The organism is Clostridium homopropionicum DSM 5847 (genome assembly GCF_001263795.1).
In the GTDB taxonomy this organism is placed as follows: domain Bacteria; phylum Bacillota; class Clostridia; order Clostridiales; family Clostridiaceae; genus Clostridium_H; species Clostridium_H homopropionicum.
Genome location: NZ_LHUR01000010.1, coordinates 33288 through 53054, shown reverse-complemented (window position 1 = coordinate 53054; position 19767 = coordinate 33288). Strand labels below are relative to the sequence as shown.

The 19767-nt window shown below is 33.3% G+C and carries 15 protein-coding genes; 13 read left to right on the top strand and 2 right to left on the bottom strand.

All coding sequences use genetic code 11. From position 1 onward, the window contains the following. Nucleotides 1-138 precede the first annotated feature (138 nt). Together CLHOM_RS01540 and CLHOM_RS01535 are read left to right on the top strand one after the other, a co-directional pair. On the top strand, nucleotides 139-2340 hold the full coding sequence (locus CLHOM_RS01540) for a methyl-accepting chemotaxis protein (RefSeq protein ID WP_052219920.1): 2202 nt from the start codon (nucleotides 139-141) through the stop codon (nucleotides 2338-2340). A gap of 37 nt (nucleotides 2341-2377) precedes the next feature. Further along, nucleotides 2378-3166: a carbon-nitrogen family hydrolase gene (locus tag CLHOM_RS01535; protein ID WP_052219919.1), complete on the top strand. Its 789-nt coding sequence runs from the start codon at nucleotides 2378-2380 to the stop codon at nucleotides 3164-3166. A 57-nt stretch (nucleotides 3167-3223) separates the two neighbouring features. Here CLHOM_RS01535 and CLHOM_RS01530 read toward each other — a convergent pair whose 3' ends face one another. Further along, a complete protein-coding gene (locus CLHOM_RS01530; RefSeq protein WP_052219918.1) occupies nucleotides 3224-4114 on the bottom strand; it encodes an MBL fold metallo-hydrolase in 891 nt (296 codons plus the stop codon). Between the two features lie 289 nt (nucleotides 4115-4403). Here CLHOM_RS01530 and CLHOM_RS01525 point away from each other — a divergent pair, with 289 nt between their 5' ends. The 5 genes from CLHOM_RS01525 to dcm all read left to right on the top strand — a co-directional run bounded on the left by CLHOM_RS01525 (nucleotide 4404) and on the right by dcm (nucleotide 10462). Continuing rightward, nucleotides 4404-4667 carry an ATP cone domain-containing protein gene (locus CLHOM_RS01525; RefSeq protein WP_052219917.1) on the top strand — a complete coding sequence of 88 codons (264 nt, stop codon included), beginning with the start codon at nucleotides 4404-4406 and terminating at the stop codon, nucleotides 4665-4667. Nucleotides 4668-4795: 128 nt separating this feature from the next. Further along, nucleotides 4796-5224, top strand: coding sequence for an RDD family protein (locus tag CLHOM_RS01520; protein WP_052219916.1), 429 nt, complete (start codon nucleotides 4796-4798; stop codon nucleotides 5222-5224). Between the two features lie 18 nt (nucleotides 5225-5242). Beyond that, nucleotides 5243-6598 carry a 23S rRNA (uracil(1939)-C(5))-methyltransferase RlmD gene (gene rlmD, locus CLHOM_RS01515; RefSeq protein ID WP_052219915.1) on the top strand — a complete coding sequence of 452 codons (1356 nt, stop codon included), beginning with the start codon at nucleotides 5243-5245 and terminating at the stop codon, nucleotides 6596-6598. 1008 nt (nucleotides 6599-7606) lie between these two features. Beyond that, nucleotides 7607-9028: a Sau3AI family type II restriction endonuclease gene (locus CLHOM_RS01510; protein WP_052219914.1), complete on the top strand. Its 1422-nt coding sequence runs from the start codon at nucleotides 7607-7609 to the stop codon at nucleotides 9026-9028. Nucleotides 9029-9166: 138 nt separating this feature from the next. Continuing rightward, entirely contained in the window at nucleotides 9167-10462 is a 1296-nt protein-coding gene (gene dcm / locus CLHOM_RS01505) for a DNA (cytosine-5-)-methyltransferase (protein ID WP_052219913.1), read from the top strand. Nucleotides 10463-10698: 236 nt separating this feature from the next. Here the strand turns inward: dcm and CLHOM_RS01500 are convergent, their stop codons facing one another. Then, nucleotides 10699-13485 carry an NACHT domain-containing protein gene (locus tag CLHOM_RS01500; protein ID WP_052219912.1) on the bottom strand — a complete coding sequence of 929 codons (2787 nt, stop codon included), beginning with the start codon at nucleotides 13483-13485 and terminating at the stop codon, nucleotides 10699-10701. A 433-nt stretch (nucleotides 13486-13918) separates the two neighbouring features. On the opposite strand from CLHOM_RS01500, the gene CLHOM_RS01495 reads away from it, so the two are divergent. From CLHOM_RS01495 to CLHOM_RS01470, 6 genes are all read left to right on the top strand, one after another. Then, entirely contained in the window at nucleotides 13919-14410 is a 492-nt protein-coding gene (locus tag CLHOM_RS01495) for a sigma-70 family RNA polymerase sigma factor (RefSeq protein ID WP_052219911.1), read from the top strand. A 114-nt stretch (nucleotides 14411-14524) separates the two neighbouring features. Continuing rightward, a complete protein-coding gene (locus CLHOM_RS01490; RefSeq protein WP_052219910.1) occupies nucleotides 14525-14731 on the top strand; it encodes a hypothetical protein in 207 nt (68 codons plus the stop codon). After that, nucleotides 14724-15065 (top strand): hypothetical protein, encoded by a 342-nt coding sequence (locus CLHOM_RS01485; RefSeq protein ID WP_052219909.1) that lies wholly within the window; start codon nucleotides 14724-14726, stop codon nucleotides 15063-15065. The genes CLHOM_RS01490 and CLHOM_RS01485 overlap by 8 nt, the downstream gene beginning before the upstream one ends. Beyond that, nucleotides 15058-16194 (top strand): DUF2800 domain-containing protein, encoded by a 1137-nt coding sequence (locus CLHOM_RS01480; RefSeq protein WP_052219908.1) that lies wholly within the window; start codon nucleotides 15058-15060, stop codon nucleotides 16192-16194. The genes CLHOM_RS01485 and CLHOM_RS01480 overlap by 8 nt, the downstream gene beginning before the upstream one ends. Nucleotides 16195-16198: 4 nt before the next feature. Further along, nucleotides 16199-16747: a DUF2815 family protein gene (locus CLHOM_RS01475; RefSeq protein WP_052219907.1), complete on the top strand. Its 549-nt coding sequence runs from the start codon at nucleotides 16199-16201 to the stop codon at nucleotides 16745-16747. 78 nt (nucleotides 16748-16825) lie between these two features. After that, nucleotides 16826-19702, top strand: coding sequence for a DNA polymerase (locus CLHOM_RS01470; RefSeq protein WP_052219906.1), 2877 nt, complete (start codon nucleotides 16826-16828; stop codon nucleotides 19700-19702). Nucleotides 19703-19767: the final 65 nt, after the last annotated feature.

Below are 19767 nucleotides of genomic sequence, written 5' to 3'. Positions count from 1 at the left end.
AATTATTATAAATTCGCGCAAATAATTGATATAATAATAAAATTATAGTATTATGTTATTAAAATAGTATAAATATGTCTAGTTTTAAGGGAAAAATAGGGACAAACCATTGGAGACGTAATTAGCTAAGGAGGAAATATGGATATTAATCTTAAAATTTCACACTTTATTAATAGTAATTTGCAGCAGGAGTCAGAAAAAGTATTTGAGGGTATAGTTAGAGGAAGAAAAAGAGCTCTTGAAAACTGGTTTGAGGATAGATGGAATGAGTTAGAGCTTGTGTTAGATACTATAAATGCTTATTTAGACAAAGATGAGGTAAAAAGTGAAAAGCTTTTAGAGATAATAACGGATAAGAAAGAGCAGTTTAAGGACTTTTCAGAAATTTTCTTCATAAATTCACAAGGTAAAGTAAGTTTTTCTAGTTATACAGCGAATATGGGCAAAGACTTGAAAGATTTTCCAAATTATATAAGAGGTATGGAAGGCAAACCTTTAATGTATGGACCTTATATAGATGAAGAAAGTTTAAAGATTGGAGAATCTAATTCAAAGTTTTTTGATCAAGTAACCTTAATGTTTTCACTTCCATTTTATAATGAAAGTACAGGCAAAAAGGCAGTTTTATGTGGAAGAATTCCTAATGATGTGATGAGTGATGTACTTCAAGAGGAAGATACCCACATATATAAGGATTCTGGAGACAACTATCTATTTATGGTAAAGTCAAATAGAGGAATAGAACCAGGGACAGCTATTTCTAGAAGCAGATTTGAGGATGACACTTTTACTTTAGGAGATAACTTAAAAAGTGGTGTAAAAACAAAAAAATGGGGAACTATTAAAATAAATAAACATACTGAGTTTGAAATTATTTTTAAAGATCCAGCAACTAATAGCTTACACAAGGGAGTACAAAATACAATAAATAACGAAGATCACCTAGAAGTTTGGCCGGGATATCCTGATTATAGACATATTTTAGTTGGCGGAAAGGGAATAATTTTTCAACCAAAGTACTGCGAAGAAGTTTGGGGTATGCTATGCGAAGGTGATATTGAAGAGATATATAAATTTAGAAGTATTAATTTTAAGCTGCCTTTACTTCTTGGAGGCATAAGTGCAGTATCCTATGGAATAAATTATTTTTTAGCGAACTTTGATAATTATATAAGAATACCTTCAACAGTTGCAATTTTTCTTATTAATTTTTTAATTTCAGTTTTTGCAATTAATAAGCTAGTAAAAAAACCATTAAAAAGAACTATAAAAATACTTCAGGAAATAGCTGAAGGAGATGGAGATTTAACAAAAAGAGTAGGGCAGCTTTCTAATGATGAAATAGGAGAGGTTGCTAGATGGTTTAATAAGTTTTTAAATAATCAAATGACCTTAGTAAAAAGAATAGGCAGCTCTTCTAAAGACTCAGAAAAATCCTTAGAAAATTTATCATCAGTTATGAAAGAATTTCAAAGCAGTGCAGTAGCAATAGAAAAAGAAATATTCGATATGGTTACCTTTTCTAAAGCTCAAAATGAAATTTTCCAAAAGACAGAGAAGAATTTTAAGGTGATTACAGAAGAAGGTAAAAAAATAGACCATATATTAGGTAAAATAAACGAAAATACAAAAGAAACAAATGTAAATGTAATAAAAAATGGAGAAGCTTCTAAAGAAGTTCTTTCAACCATGGAAGTTCTTGAACAAGAGATGAAAAAAACCCTACGAAGTGTAAATGTATTGAAAAATTACTCTTCTGATATCTATAAGGTTGTAAATGTAATAGAAGAAATAAGTGGGCAGACAAAACTTCTTGCATTAAATGCTTCCATTGAGGCAGCTAGGGCAGGAGATAGTGGGAAAGGCTTCTCAGTGGTAGCTCAAGAGGTTTCAAATCTAGCTAATCAATCCAGCGAAGCTACTGTTTCTATTGGAGAGCTTATAAATAATGTTCAAAAGGAAACAGAAAATACCATTGCAAATGTTCAGGAAATATCCTTAGAGGTTGATAAAGTAAGCCATATTGTAAGATTATCTATAAATATGTTTGAAGAAATTCAAAAACATATTGCTGGTGTAACAAAGGATGTTGGAGAAATTTCTTTATTAATTAATGAACAGACTAAACAACTTAATGATATTACCACAAGTACTGAAAGCATAGCAAACAAAATAAACAAAGATACAGAAAAGAATGAAGGAAGAAGCGAAGCTATATTAAATATGATGAAATCTGTGATAGATCAATTAGCTTATGTTGACCAAGCTTCAAAGGTGTTATATAACAGTTCAAATAATTTAAATGAAATTGTAAGTGCTTTTAAGCTTATTGAAAAATAATATAATATAAATATAAAAAGTATTTGGAGATGATTTAATGAAGCTGGCACTAGCTCAAATGGATGTATTTTGGGAGGATAAAGAGAAAAATAAAATTACCTGTGAAGGCTTTTTAAAAAAGGCAAAGGAAGCTGCAGTGGATATAATAGCCTTCCCAGAAATGACTCTTACAGGTTTTTCACAGGCTGTAAGCAAAATTGGGGAAACCAATGAAGAGACAATAGATTGGTTTAAAAATAAGTCTTTAGAGTATAACATATGTACTTGCTTTGGATATGTAGAAAAGGGACAAGAAAAAGGGAAAAACAAACTTGCAGTTATATCTAAAGAGGGGAAAATAATAAATAGTTATACCAAAATTCATCCTTTCTCTTATAGTGGAGAAGACAAATACTATGAGGGTGGAAACGAGATTAATTTATTTAAGCTGCAGGATGCGGACATTTCAAGCTTTATATGTTATGATTTAAGATTTCCTGAAATATTTCAAATAGCTTCTAAAAAAGCTCAATTAATAATTGTAATAGCCAATTGGCCAGAGAGTAGAAGTGATGCATGGAAAACACTATTAAAGGCTAGAGCAATAGAAAATCAATGCTTTATTGCAGGGGTTAATCGGGTTGGCAGTGGAGATGGACTTGAATATAGTGGGGATTCAATGATTATTGATCCTAAAGGCAATATCTTAAAGAGTTCACACAATAGAGAAGAGCTTCTTATAGAAGAAATCCAAATAAGTGAAGTATCTAGAATAAGGGATAAATTTCCTTATAAAAGAGATAGAAAAGAAGAATTTTATTCTAAGTTGTTAAAGAATAACAAATAATATTAATAAGGTGACTAATTTAGAGATTGATTGCTAAGTTAGTCACCTTTAAAATTTCTATTTTTTATAGTAGTATAATTTCCCATTCTCTAAGGAAGAGTCAATTAGCTCTTTATCATATAGATAGGCAATAAAAGCTGAGATTGAGGTTAAATCTAACATATATCTTCTGAAGGTTAGAGAAATATCATTGTAGACTAGGATATTTTCAAGAATCTCCTCTTTAGTATAGGGCTGGTCTAAAAGTTCAAGAATAAAATCCATATTTTCATTAATGCTTTCAAAATTTTTTTCTACTAAAATATTAAATTCATCCTTTGAGTAAATTTCCTGTCCATGGCCAGTTATATAATAGTCTGCAGCTACATCCTTTAAGCTGTTAAGGGAATTAATCTGTGTTTCTATATTAAATAGGAAGGGAAAAGGATATTTCTTTAAGGTTTCATGGCTAAAAACACTATCTCCTAAAAAGCATACCTTCTCAGGGGTAATAATTCCTATATCTTCTTGAGAATGACCTGCAAGAGGTAGAATTTCAAATTTTTCATCGTTGATTTTCGTAATGCCATAATCTAAAGTAAAATCAACCTGAAAAGGCTTTATATTTTCAGTTAATTTTTTCATTGGACTTGAAGAAAATATTTTTATATAATTAAACTCTGGATTTTCCATACATACTCTTTCTTTACTAGAGGTATATACAAGAGTTCCAGGATAATTTTCTTTAAAAAAATGATTTCCTCCACAATGGTCTAAATGACTGTGAGTGTTAATAATATATTTAACATGAAGATTATTTTGTTTTAGTATCTCATGAATTTTTCTTGCAGATGAATTATTTATTCCACTGTCTATAAGTAAACAAAATTTATTTTTAAATACATATACTCCGATGCGGGTAGGAGAATTTATATAATAGGTATTTCCCTTTATTTTAGTAAGTTCCAATGATTACACATCCTTTATTGTAAGTTTTAGATAAAAAATATATCACATAAAAATATATCATATATGACAATGGTAAACAAATTGATTTTTTTTATTGACATATGATAATAAAAGTTGTATTATAACAGTGTAAATATTTACATTCATTACACTTTAATATTTACACTTATAATGGCAGTTGACTTAAAAAGCAATTGACATTTGTAAGTTCGTGAGGAGTAGCAGGCAGTTGACCTAAAGGCAATTGACCTGCTTTTGGTTAAAATGATACATTAGGGGGGCTGTATATATGTTAGTTATTAAAAAAAGTGGCAATCTTCAAGATTTTCAATTAGAAAAGATAAAGACATCCATAATGAGAGCATCCGATGATATAAATCAACCACTTAATGAAGCTGATACTCACATTTTAGCTGAAAAAATTAATAATGAAATTATGAAAAATTATGAAGAAAAGATAAAATGGTCAGAAATACGTACCATAGTTGTTGGAGCATTAACAAGTTGTGGTTTTAGTAATGTAGCAAAATCCTATGAAGAAGGTGCAAAATAAACCTCTGAATACAATTCAGAGGTTTTTCTATTTTAAATGTTTTGTTAATATATCTTGAAATACTTTACAGATGTAAAATACTAGTGCATAATAGTTTTTAGCGATAATAAAATAGTGGAGGGAAAAAAATGTTAGAGACAAATAATGAACAAGAAAAAGTAGATAAGGATGTTGAAATTAAAGAAGAAAATATTGAAGTAGAAAATGAAAATGTCACTGAAATTGAAAAAGTAGAAGAAGATACAGCTGTAAATGCTGAAGTAGAAAATAATGAAGAAATAGAAGCTGTAGAAAAGGATAGCACTAAAATAAACTTAAAGGATACTTTTACTTCATCAATAGTTGACTTAGCAGTTACAGCAGCAGCTACTGTGGTTGGACTGTTTTTAATTGATGCTATACTTAGAGTTACAGCTGGATATTATATAAAGGAAAAAGTATCATTTTCAGTAATTATTTTTGTTATAGTTTCATTATTATATACAAGTATTATGGAAAGCTCTAAAGGAGAGACTATTGGTAAAAGATTATTAAAATTAAAGGTAACTAGAGCATAATAATTTAGGAGACTACATATGAAAAAAAGAAAGTTTTATGAGTTTAATATAGAAGATACAGAATTTCCTGGCTTTGGAGTAGCCTATCATGAAGGCACTAAGGTGCTAATAAAAAACGCTCTTCCAGGACAAAAGGTTGAAGCCTTTGTAAACAAAAAGACTTCAGAATATGCTAAAGCAAGGTTAAGTAAAATCATAGAAGATGTGGATTATAAAATAGAACCGAAATGTTCTATTTTTAATTTCTGCGGTGGCTGCAGTCACCAATATATTCCCTATGAAATGCAGCTGGAGCATAAGGAGAAGCAAGTATTAAAGTTATTTAAAGAAGCAAATATAGAAGGCTTTGAATTCTTAGGTATCGAAGGAAGTCCTGAGGTTTTTGAGTATAGAAATAAAATGGAGTTTACCTTTGGAGATATTGAAAAGGGCGGAGAGTTAACCTTAGGTATGCACGCCAAAGGCAAAAGCTTTGGAATAGTTACTTCAAACATTTGCCATATAGTAGATGAAGACTTTAGAATTATTCTAGATAAAGTCTTAAACTATTTTAGAGAGAAAGCCCTGCCTCATTACAGAATAATGAGCCATGAAGGATATCTAAGAAACCTAGTTGTGAGAAAAGGAAAAAATACTGGAGAAATATTAATTAATATAGTAACTACCTCTCAAATAAACTTCAACCTTGATGAAATCACTGAAATGCTTACTTCGCTAAAGTACATGGGAGATCTTAAAGGAATAATTCATACAATAAATGATTCTCTATCCGATGTAGTTCAAGCAGACAGTACCGAAATATTATTTGGAAGAGATTATATTTTTGAAGAGATACTAGGTTTAAAGTTTAAAATATCACCTTTTTCCTTCTTTCAAACCAACTCTAAAGGAGCAGAAAAGCTCTACAGCATTGTTAGAGATTTTATGGGAGACGCTAAGTCAAAGACAGTTTTTGACCTTTACTGTGGTACAGGAACCATAGGGCAAATAGCTGCTCATAATGCAAAGAAGGTTATAGGAATAGAACTTATAGAAGAAGCAGTTATAGCTGCAAGAGAAAATGCAGAGCTAAATGGAATAGAAAACTGCGAATTTATAGCAGGAGATGTGGCAAAGGTTATAAAGGACGTAACAGAAAAACCAGATATAATAATTCTAGATCCACCAAGACCAGGTGTACATCCAGATGCCTTAAAGTACGTTGCAAAATTTGATCCTAAGGATATTGTGTATGTATCCTGCAATCCAAAGAGCTTAGTTGAGGATTTAAAGGTGTTAATAAGTGAAGGGTATAAGGTGGAGAAGGTTAAGGTAATGGATATGTTCCCGCATACTGGGCACGTTGAGACGGTAGCATTGATAACAAAAAAATAAATATAAAAGTGTGTAAAGCACTGATAAATAAAGGGTTTCTGAGATTGGGAGCAAAACTATCAGTTTTGTGATGGTGTGCTTCTGATTTAGAAATCCTTATTTTTATATTTATAGGGAAAATATCGGTGGGGAGTGTATTTTTATAGTTGAGTAGGTAAGTTAGATGTTGGGGAGGTTGAGTAGATGGGATAGATGTTAAAGAAGGTGAGTGGGTGAGTTGAATGGGGGGTAGAATAGGGACTTTAAATGTTAGTAATATTAAAAAGGCCATAATATACGTGGAGGCAGTTGTGAAGACAGTACATAAATAAGATGATATTAAAGGCTTTGAAGTTAATATTGGAGTATGTCTTATGTTTTCTCAGATTAAAAAAGTTTGAGGGAATGTTACTTTAGGATAACAATTACGAAGAGCTAAGTGGTGTTTGAGCAATAATAAATCAAGAATTTTCAGTGGAAAATTTTGTATATCAACAAAATACATAGTAAGAAAATAATTAAAATGTTATAATTAAGCTATTAATAGAAGAAATATATTCAATAAAAATTGATGTGTATTTCCATTTTTATCGTCAGACTAAATGTAGAATATTTATAAATACGAAAGATTATTAGGTTACTGAGATTTGATATTTATAGAGATATTAATCTTTATTTTAAGTAAATGGCTAAAAGTTAAGTTGGCATATAGCGTTTTATTAAAATTAAAAAGAGGTTTTGAATTGTTGTTTACTTCAAGATTAAAATTTTACGTGTGGTTGGAAAGTGGGAGGTAAATACCCTTATATTTTATATAGAATGATAGCTGAATATACATTCTTGAAGAAAATATAGTAAGGAAATTAACCGTTAATAAAACTTATAGAGTTAAGGGATTTTATGATAATTTTAAAAAGAGTGAAACATTGGTGAATCATGTAACCTGATTATACAAGTGATGTGTATTCTTATAGTACAAGAGGTTACACGGGAGCTAAAATATAGAAGATGGGGGTGGGGGAAAATAAGATGCATTATAAATATGATAAAAAAAATAAAGAATCAATAGAAGAATATGCACGAAGATTACTTAATAAAAGTTTAAATAATTTACATTTTGATACGGAAAATGCAAGGTTCAACAATGAAAAATCTAAAGGAAAATTAGGACAAACTATAGAAGAGGAGTACTTCGGATATAAAGTTAATAGTAGACAAGAAGCTGACTTTGATGAAGTAGGAGTAGAGTTAAAAGTATGTCCTCTTAGGACTATAAAACCCAAGCCTACTTCCGATAGTTTAAGAGAAAAAATGGGATATTCAGCAAAGGAAAGAATAGTACTTAGTATTATAGACTATTTTAAATTAAATGATGAAACCTGGGATAATAATTCATTAATGAAGAAATGTAAAGAACTTCTTTTGATGTTTTATATGTATGAAAAAGATGTTGCTAAAGAAGATTTAATATTTAGGATTATTAGTTTATGGACTCCATCAGAACAAGATTTGAATATTATTAAAAATGATTGGAATACAATAGCTACAAAAGTTAAGAATGGTAAAGCACATGAGATTTCTGAAGGAGACACAATGTATTTGGGTGCATGTACTAAAGGTAGTACTGCAGAAAAAAGTATGAGAAATCAACCTAATTCAAATCTTTTAGCACAACAGAGAGCATTTTCATATAAGAGGTCATATGTAGATTATATAATAGAAGAATTACTGAGAAAAGAACTGTATAGACAATTTAAGCCAGCTAAGGTTTTAAGTAATAAAGATATGCTTTTTGATGAAAAAATTTATAATGTTTTTAACGGAATTTTAAATAAAAACCTTGAGGAAATTATAAATATGTATTCAATTAAAAGAGAGAGAAAAGCTAAGAATTTTATAAGGCTTGTAATAGATGATGTTTGTAAAGCAGTTTTTGGAGATAAGCTTGATAACTTTGATGAATTTAAAAAAGCCAACATTGAAATTAAAACTATTTTATTAAAACCTAATGGTATGCCAAAAGAATCTATGTCTTTTGAGCAAATAAATTATTGTGAAATAGTAAATGAAGACTGGGAAACATCAACTATAAAAGATAAGTTTGAAAATAAGAAACATTTATGGATAATATTTAAGAGTAAAATTAATTTTGAAAAGCAATCAGAGTTGAATTTAGATGATATGGTACTTTGTAAAGTGATGTTTTGGAACATGCCTATATTAGATTTAAATAATAGTATGTACAAGGTATGGGTTGACACTACAAATAAAATTAAAAATGGTGATTATAATAACTTTATAAAAATTAGTGATGGAGAAATTGCACACATAAGACCTAAGGGACAAGATGTAAATGATTTAGCACCTACACCACAAGGTACTATGGAAAGAAAAAAATGTTTTTGGCTAAATGCTAAGTATGTAAAAGAGCAAATTGAAAAAGGAATTTAGTCTATTTTTTATAATACAATAGTTGGGCTTAAAAATAAAAATTCTTTGGGAAATTTAATATTTTTTTTCAGATCGATCTTTCTTTTTTTGATAACATATAGTATAATCTATACGTTATATATGAGGAGGTAAGATTTAATGGAATATACGATTTGTGAATTATTTGCTGGGGTTGGTGGGTTTAGAGTTGGATTTGAAAAGAGTTCTTTAGATTGGAAAACAGTTTGGGCAAACCAATGGGAACCTAGTAAAAAAGTTCAATATGCATTTGAATGTTATAAGCACCATTTTCAAGCCTCTGGTGGAATAGATGAATTTAGTAATATAGATATTGCTCAAGTTCCAGCAAATCATATTCCCAATCACACAGTATTAGTGGGAGGGTTCCCATGTCAGGATTATTCAGTAGCTAGTACTGGTGCCAAAGGGATACAAGGTAAAAAAGGGGTGCTTTGGTGGGAGATTGAAAGAATTTTAGAAGCTAAGAGACCACCATTTGTGCTTTTAGAAAATGTTGATAGATTACTAAAATCACCTGCAACGCAGCGAGGGCGTGATTTCGGAATTATAATAAACTGTCTTGGAAAATTAGGATACTCTGTTGAGTGGAGAGTCATAAATGCTGCTGAATATGGATTTCAGCAAAGAAGGAGACGCACATTCATTTTTGCAGTGCATAATTCAACTAATTATTATAAAGAATTAGGAAAGCAAGATGTATATGAAGAACTTCAACATTCAGGATTTTTTAGTTCTATATTTAATGTAGAAAATTTTCCACAAGAATTTATCAATAGTATAGATATAGAAGAAAAATATAAATTGGATACACTTAAAATTTCAGATAGCTTTAAATTTGATTTTAAAAATTCTGGTATTTACAGAAATGGAGTAATATATACGGTAGAAACTATTCCTAAAAATTTGTTAACAGAACATCAAATAACATTACAAGATGTTTTGGAAAAATATGTAGATGAAAAATACATTTTATCTGATGAGGATTTAGAAAAATGGACTTATATGAAAGGACCAAAAGCAATTGAAAGAACTTCTAAAGAAGGTCATAAATATATGTTTAGAGAGGGTGGAATAGCATTTCCAGATCCTATAGATAAACCAGCACGTACTATGTTGACAAGTGAGGCTAGCAAAAATAGAAGTACTCATGTTGTTTCTGACATTGCAACTGGAAAGCTAAGATTATTAACCCCATTAGAATGTGAAAGAATAAATGGATTTCCAGATAATTGGACTGATACAGGAATGACAGAATCATTTAGATATTTTTGCATGGGTAATGCTTTAGTAGTAAATTTAATAGAGCATATGGCAAGAAAGTTGCATGAGATAATAGAAAAGGAAAAATTAAAACAAGAATATAATGATGACTATAACAAAGAAATTGCAACTACTCAAATCACAGAACAATAGAGTAAGTGATATATAAAAGTAAGAGTAGAAATTTCAGTACCTTTAATAACTTCAAAAATAGCATAAAAATGGAATTGCCTTAAGAAACATAAAAAGAAACACCTACATGTGCCAATTGTACTATGTAGGTGTTTCTTTGTTTAATCAATATTTATGTAAAACTCCTTGAAATCACATTGCATTATTAAAATATTGATTTTTCAAAGTTTATCATATGAAATTTCATCGAACTTACGTTAAAACAAGTCAAATAGGCTGTCACCAGTAGGTCTTTGCTTCGCTTGCAGTTTTTCTAGGTACTGCCTTATCTTCACATATTCCTCTTTCAAGACGAATTCGTCATTGTCAAGGCAATCTAACAACTCTTTATATTCCTCTGGTTCTTCACGTATAGCCTCAACATCAAACTCATATACCCAGCCTACAGGATCTGGTGTCCCATATTCATCCTTATATTCCCAGTTTACATCATCAGCATCAACTAATGTTTGACTCTCATCCTCGTCAAAAACATAAACATATTCAGTCCTAACCAACGAGTCGTAGTGTGGGAAATCATTGCAATTGACAGACAATATTCCATTAAGCTGTTTAATAAAATCGAAAAGGTATGATTTTGGGGAATTCAATACAAATTCATTGGTTTCACCAATTTCATAACTCAGACTAGGATACATCGTTTCGAGGAATGTCCAGTATCCCTCCTCATTATCGCATAACTCATAAAGTCTGGTTAAAAATGGAATGAAGATGTACTCCTCCACCTTATCAGGAATCATATCATACAGCATGTTGAAAGTCTTGTCTCCATACATACGACTGTGTCGATTTTCAAAAAAATCTCCAATGCTTTTGAGGTTCTTGTCCTTTTGCTTTGAAAAATATAAGGCACAAAAATATTCCTGAAATGAGCGGTGGGTGAAGTGATACTTTCCGCTTTCAAAGTACATAAGGCACATATTAGAGCAAAGATCATACAGATAATCGCTTGCAGTGGTTATCCTATCATTAGCTTTTTCCCGTTCTTTTAATGAATTGTAATACTTCGCAAACTCATCTTCGGTTAATTCAAATTTCTCATCATAATAAGAGCGTGAACAGAGTTCAGCAAAATAATCGGCAAATTTATCAGCGGTCAATCCGGTTTTTAGTGTGCGTTTATATGCACCTTTGCTTGCATCGTGCTTTACAGCCAGGGCAGCAAATGCCTCCCTATAAAATACATGCATCTTTGATGGCACTTCTGCATATTGCTCAAAAGTTAATAGCATAATGGTTAACAGCAGAGGATTTTCTATGAAGGTGCTGTGTGTACGATATAGGTTGTTGTTCAATTCGTTGCGAAATTTATCTTTAATAATAGGCTCATCAGGTCTGAATTCTAAATTATCAATCAGCTTCAAAGCCTGTATCTTTGAAAATGGCTTTAATTGCAAAACCGTAAAACGTGAATAAGAGATAAATGATTGATAGGGGCGTGAAGATATAACAAAACAATTTTCAGGATACTTGTCTGTAAACACTTCTAACTCACGTTCAAACCGCTTTGCATAAGCTGATCCGATTTCATCTAACCCATCAAATAGTAATAAACATTTGCCTTTATTCAGAATATCTTCAAATTGCTCTTCTGTGATTTCACCGCAAAGACTTGTGACTTTTGAAAATGCATATTCAAACAAGCTATCAACCGTCTCATCAAAGTCCTTTAGGGGTATAAAAACAGGAATGGTTAGCATTTCCTCGTAATTCTCCACCGAGTTTAATAATAAATGGCGCATCATCATTGACTTACCAAGTCCACCTGTTCCAGCAAGGATTACAAAGCGAGAGCATTCCGAAAGTGATTTTACTGTTACGTTCTGGATTGTGGATAGCTTATATGATGTACCAAACTTTCCAGGAACAGGTATGCGGCGTTCAATATTGTTACAAACGTAAAAGTCATAAAATGGCTTAGGATGGTCATTATAAAGCAGCGTTTTAATCGTGCTGTATTTGCTTTTTGCATTTTGAAGATACGTAGAAAAATTGGGTTTCATTTTTTTCACTGGTGTTTGTGTAGCTGAAGTTACCGCATATTCACTAAATGTTAAATAATAGTATACTTCATTCACTATTCTGTTAAACACTTCGCTAGTGTTATTGAAAGGCATGTTTAAACTGCGCCTTCTCATTACTTCTTCCCAATCTTTAAATAGAATCGTGATGTTGTCTATAAAGGTTTTTAATTCCCCAGTGGCTTCGCTTTGTGACCTACCCAATCGGACAGTTTCCTTTAAGGCAAAGTAAAATTCATTCCAATCCTCATGTGTTGCTTGTCTCACAGGGTTTTTGCCAAGAGCATCAGCTATGTTTCGCATTATCTCATTTAACTCTTCAACCTGTTGATTAAGGGAATTTGATGAAACAACAGGTTGTGGATCTGTAAAGATAGCCATATTTAGGGGAATGTGGATATCCTCTGAAAGATGATCGACAAACTTGATTTTATCCTTATCCCCATCAAACCCTGTTACGTAACCATCGTTTATAGCCTTTGCAAAATCCTTGCCTACAGTATTATCAACAGCTCTTGCTGTATAGAGGAATACTCCAGCTAAGAATTCCTCTAATACAAACTCATTTTGAGTAAGCAGGGTGCTTTTGGTTATGTCGCTAACTAAGTCAACAACTGTGTCTCCATCTATTGTGGTATCGGAAGCTATTATATCGCGGATAGCGAGGACAGCTAGTTTTGTTTTATTAGGGTCTAAAATCGGAATTACCTTCTTTTTGAAGTATTCAGCTACTACCTTCACGTTAGCATCCTGTGCCTTCTCCGTTATATCTGCTGGCAAGCTGTTATTGCAGGAAACTAAACGAGTGGTCATATATCCGTTATCCGTAATATCATATGCTCTATTGAGTGACATCAAAACAATACCAATGAATTTTTTCTGCGGTGTTACAAGTTTTGTTTTCTTTTTTGGAATGCACGAACGAAGCACTGAGGCGTAAGTTCCAAAACATAATCTTTTCATTGATTGCCTCCTTACATTTACTTCAAATGAACTTCAAAGTCCTAACAAATGAACTCCAAAGTCAATACAATTTATCCTCAAATCCTAAATCTATAAACTATTATTAGAGGCTCTGATGTGGCTTTTATATCCACTAAATTAATTACAATTCAGAGCAATTTATACAAAATCACAATAACATAATGACTGGTACATGTCAATTCCTGGAGGAAGAGAATGGCATTTTACATGGTGTTTAAACAAATTTCTTGCTCGCACAGGAGCAACTAAACAAAATTTCAGTTATCAGAGGTAAATGTCCTATGAAGCCATTTCATTTAGTTTAATAGTGTACCACTAACCAGGAGTAGCCGAAAGGCTCCCGTTTAAAAAAAACGGCGAGTTTTTTGGCTGAATGTTATGCCCTTTTCTCGCATGAGAAAGGGGTATTTTTATGTTAAGAAATTACAAAACAAGTAAAAAGAACAGAACCAATTACATTTATTACTCAGCTGATGGACAGGCAATAAAAATTATACCAAATGAGAATGGAGTTACAGATGCTATAATTGCCACTCTACATAGCTTTGATGATGAAGAATACAATGCGGGTAGACGTGAGAAGTACCATGTGCCAGTGCATATGGATGCTTACCATGACAAAAATGAAGAGGATGCAGCTGACCGTAATGCATATCTTACTGATAATGCTTCTAATCCATTGGAAAGAATTATTAAGTCTATTGAAGAAACTGAGTATGAGGAAAAGATAGACAGGCTTAGAGCAGCGATTGAAACTCTAAAGCCTCAGCAGAAGGAATTAATAAAAAAAGTATTCTATGAAAAGCGCACTAATGTTTCTATAGCTGCAGAAGAAAGAGTAACGGAAGCTGCTATTAGAAAGCGTCTTAAAAAGATTTATGAGAATCTTAGCAAAAAAATCTAAAAATGGGGGAGCAAATCCCCCTAAATAAAGTTAAAAAAAGAAGGTTCGATTTCATTAAGATTTTTGCATATGGACAGAGGGGTAAATAAAAACCCTCAGAAAGGAGAGAAACCTATGAGTTTAAAACATAAGGTATGTATCAACATTGCACATCCAAGTGGCAACCATAACCCTATTATTGAGAGTGGTACAAGGCAAATCCGCAAAAGATTATTAGATTTTCTTTTCGGAGAAAAAGTAAATGTACTTGTTCTTACACCTGGAGATTCGGTTGAAACTGTGGAAATACGTGAAGTTAAAAGAGGTGAAAGCCGTGAGTAAGATTAAGTTGTTACTCGATGTAGTTTCAGATATGCGTTCTTTGGCAGATAGTATACAGGCTGTTTGTGATGCAATGGTAGAAAATGAACCTACAGATGCAGATAAGAAACCTGCTCCTGCAAAAGAAACAGAAGAAAAGAGACCAGCAAAGCCAGAGGTTAAGGAAGTCAAGCTGGAGGATGTAAGGGCAGTTCTAGCAGAAAAGAGCCAAGCTGGAATGACGGCCAAGGTGCGTGAAATTATTCAAAAATACGGAGCAACCAAGCTAAGTGAGATTGAGCCTAAGCATTATGCTGCTATTTTGAAAGATGCGGAGGGACTTATAGATGGGTAGTCATGCGATACTTTCTGCGTCTGGGGCGCATAGATGGCTAAATTGCCTACCATCGGCAATATTGGAACTTGAATTTGAAAATAAGGAAACTGCTGTAGTTGCTGAAGGTAGTGCCGCTCACGCCCTTTGTGAGCATAAACTTCGAAAGGCTCTTAGGCTTAGGAGTAAAAGACCTATATCAAATTATGATTCTGATGAGATGGAAGAGTATACAGATAATTATGTGGATTTTGTAATGGAGCAGTTAGAGATAGCAAAGCAAACCTGCAAGGATCCACTGGTACTTATAGAACAGAAACTAGATTTCTCTTGCTATGTGCCACAGGGTTTTGGGACAGGAGACTGCATTATTATTGCTGATGAAAAACTTCATATTATTGATTTTAAATATGGTATGGGAGTTTTAGTTGATGCAGCAGGCAATCCTCAAATGAAACTGTATGCATTAGGTGCTTTGGAAATTTATGATAGCCTTTATGACATTAAGGAAGTATCCATGACCATATTTCAACCACGCAGGGAGAATATCAGTACATGGACAATTCCAATACAAGAACTAAAGGACTGGGCAGAGAATGAATTAAAGCCAAAGGCTCAAATGGCAATTAACGGTGAAGGGGAATATATTCCAGGAGAGTGGTGTTGTTTTTGCAAAGCATCAGTAAAATGTCGTGCAAGAGCAGAAGAAAAGTTGAAATTAGCACAGTCTGAATTTAAACTGCCACCACTTTTAACGGATATGGAGATAGAAGAAATTCTTCACAAGCTACCAGACTTAACTAAGTGGGCAAATGAAATATTGGCTTATGCCACGGATGCTGCTATTAATCATGGGAAAGAGTGGAGAGGTTTTAAGATAGTAGAGGGACGTTCTATTCGCAAGTATAAAGATGAAGATGCTGTAGTAAAGGCAGCTAAAGCAAATGGTTATAAAGATATCTATCACCAGAGCCTTATTACAATTACAGAAATGCAAAAACTTATGGGTAAAAAGCAATTTGAGGAAATCTTAGGTGACCTCATCTATAAACCACCGGGAAAGCCGACACTGGTTCCAATTTCGGATAAAAGAGTGGCAATGAATATGTCAAATGCAAAAAATGAATTTAATGAAATTGAGGAGGAATAAAATTATGGCAAATGTAAACAGAACTAAGGTTATCACAGGGGTAAATACTCGTTTAAGCTATTTTCACGGCTGGGAGCCAGTTTCAATTAATGGAGGTACTGAGAAATATTCTGTATCAGTACTTATCCCAAAGACGGATACAGAAACTATAAATGCTATTAATGCCGCAATAGATGCAGCAATTGAAGAGGGTATTGCAAAGTTTGGTGGTAAAAAGCCAAATAAGGCAGCTATTAAACTACCTTTAAGAGATGGTGATGTTGAGCGTGAAGATGAAGCATACAAAGGACATTATTTTATAAATGCCAATAGTACAACTGCACCTCAAATTGTAGATAAGGCTGTAAAACCTATACTTGACCGTAATGAAGTATATAGCGGCTGCTATGCAAGGGTGTCTTTAAACTTCTATGCTTTTAATAGTAATGGCAACAAGGGTGTTGCTTGTGGACTTGGTAATATTCAAAAGATTAAGGATGGCGAGCCTTTAGGTGGAAGAACAAATGCAGCTGATGACTTTACAACTGTGGAAGATGATGACTTCTTGGCTTAAGAACTAAATAACTACAGTACAAGGTGGTGGAGGATATTCTTCTGCTGCCTTGTTTGCTTTTGAAAGGATGGTATTTATATGAAATCAATCTCAATAGATATTGAGACCTTTTCCAGTGTAAATCTTCAAAAGTCTGGAGTTTATCGATATGCCGAGAGCGAGGATTTTGAAATATTGCTATTTGGATATTCGGTAGATGGAGGAGAAGTTCAGGTGGTTGACCTTGCTAGAGGTGAGAAAATTCCGCAGGAAATTATATCGGCACTTACAGATGATTCGGTAATTAAATGGGCATTTAACACACAGTTTGAAAGAATCTGCTTATCAAAATGGATTGGTTTACCAACTGGGACTTATCTTTCTCCAAAGTCCTGGCATTGCACTATGATTTGGGCAGCAACTTTAGGCCTACCATTATCCCTTGAGGGTGTTGGAGCTGTACTAGGTCTTGAAAAGCAGAAACTGTCAGAAGGTAAAAATCTAATTAAATATTTTTGCATTCCTTGCTCTCCAACAAAAACTAATGGTGGCCGTACTCGTAATTTGCCACACCATGACATAGAAAAATGGGAAATGTTTATCTCTTATAACAAACGTGATGTGGAATCAGAAATGGCAATACAAAATAAATTATCCAAATTTCCTGTGTCAAAGACTGAGTGGCAAAATTACCACTTGGACCAAATAATCAATGACCGTGGTATTAATCTTGATATGGATTTTGTAAAGCAAGCAATTTCCTGTGATGAGAAATTCAAAATAGAAAATATGGAGAAGGCAAAGGAAATAACCGGTCTTGAAAATCCTAACTCTCCTGCACAATTAAAGGATTGGCTTCTTGAGCAGGGTATGGAAACAGATTCTCTCTCCAAGGCAGTAGTATCAGAGCTTCTTGTGAATGCAGATGGAGAAATACATGAGGCACTTTCAATTAGACAGCAACTTGCAAAAAGCAGTGTAAAGAAATATACAGCAATGGAAAATGCGGTTTGTAGTGATAGCAGAGCCAGAGGGTTAATTCAGTTTTATGGTGCAAATAGAACAGGGCGCTATTCAGGAAGGCTCATTCAGGTACAAAACCTGCCTCAAAATCATCTGAGGGATTTAAAGCAGGCTCGTGATCTAGTGAAGTTAGGGAACTTTATAGCTTTAGATTTACTCTATGACAGTATTCCAAATGTGCTATCAGAATTAATTAGAACAGCCTTTATACCAAAGAGTGGATGTAGGTTTATAGTAGCGGACTTTTCAGCAATTGAGGCTAGAGTTATAGCTTGGCTTGCAGGGGAGCAGTGGAGAATGGATGTATTTGCAAATGGTGGAGATATCTATTGTGCTTCAGCATCACAGATGTTTAATGTTCCTGTTGAGAAGAATGGTATTAACGGACATTTAAGGCAGAAAGGTAAGCAGGCAGAACTGGCTTGTATAGCACATGATAGTCTTGTGTTAACAGACAAAGGACTTGTTCCAATTCAAGATATTACAATCAAACATAAACTTTGGGATGGTGAAGACTGGGTAAAACATGACGGTGTCATTTGTAGAGGTGAAAAGGAGGTTTTAACCTATGAAGGACTTACAGCTACAAAAGATCATCTTGTATGGGTCGAAGGGAAATCGAGGCCAATACAATTTGGAGAAGCTGCCACCAGCAAAGCACATCTCATACAAACCGGAAATGGTAGGAGAGCGATATGGCTGGGTGAAAATAATAAGTGCACAGAAGAGATGGAATGCAAAGATGAATCATTGCTATGTCCTAACACAATGCACAGGTTGTCACAGTATACAGTGGCAAAATTTAAACAGCTTAAAATCTGGAAAATCAAAAGGCTGCCAGAGATGCTCTCAACAAAGGAATATACCTTTGTGGCTACAGAAAAGACTTACTGCCGCAAAGCAGCGTTGCGAGAATCCAAAGGCAAGGAATTACCATTTATATGGGGGAAGGGGTATAAAATTCAATTTTCCCTCAGTTCTCAGTGCAGGAATATGGATATTGGAAAATGTAGAAAATGTACGCCAAGATTTAGAGATGGACAGGATAGACAACAATGGAAATTACGAAGAGGGCAATATTCGTTTTGTTCCAAGAAGTATAAATCAAGCCAACAGAAGAATATCAGTAATCCCAGATTTCAAACAAGAAAATTGGCCCTATGCAAGAAGTGTTGTTACAAGGATGATATCCAATGGCATGACAAGAGAAGAAATTATAAAAGAAGCAGAAATGGCAGTTATAGAACAGAGAAAGAACTGGAGACTAATCCAAGCAAGGTTAGAGTTTATGACATATTAAATGCAGGCAAGAATCACAGATTTACTGTTTCAAATGTGTTAGTTCATAACTGTGGCTATGGAGGGTCAGTTGGTGCATTAAAAGCAATGGGGGCAATTCAGATGGGACTTACTGAGGAAGAGTTACAACCATTAGTAAATGCATGGAGGAAGTCTAATCCTAATATTGTACGTTTATGGTGGGATGTTGATAAAGCAGTTAAAAGTAGCATTAAAGAAAGAACTATAACAACAAGCCAAGGTATTAATTTTATATATCAAAGCGGAATTCTATTTATTAGGCTGCCAAGCGGCAGAAGACTTGCATATGTAAAACCACTTATTGGAGAGAACAGGTTTGGTGGTGAGTCTGTTACCTATGAAGGTGTTGGCGGCACTAAAAAGTGGGAACGCATAGAAAGTTATGGTCCTAAGTTTGTAGAGAATATTGTCCAAGCAATTAGCCGTGATATTTTAGCGGAGGCAATGCTTAGATTAGCATCCCATGGATTTGAAATTGTTATGCACGTTCATGATGAGGTGGTTCTTGAAGTTCCAGTAGCGAAATCTTCTATAGAAGAAGTATGCAGGATTATGAGTGAAACACCAACATGGGCAAAAGGACTGATTCTTAATGCTGATGGCTATGAGTGTGAATTTTATAGAAAAGATTAAGAAGGTATCAATTTAGAGGGTTCGATTCTTTCAGATTTTTTGCATATAGGCAGAGGAGTAATCCT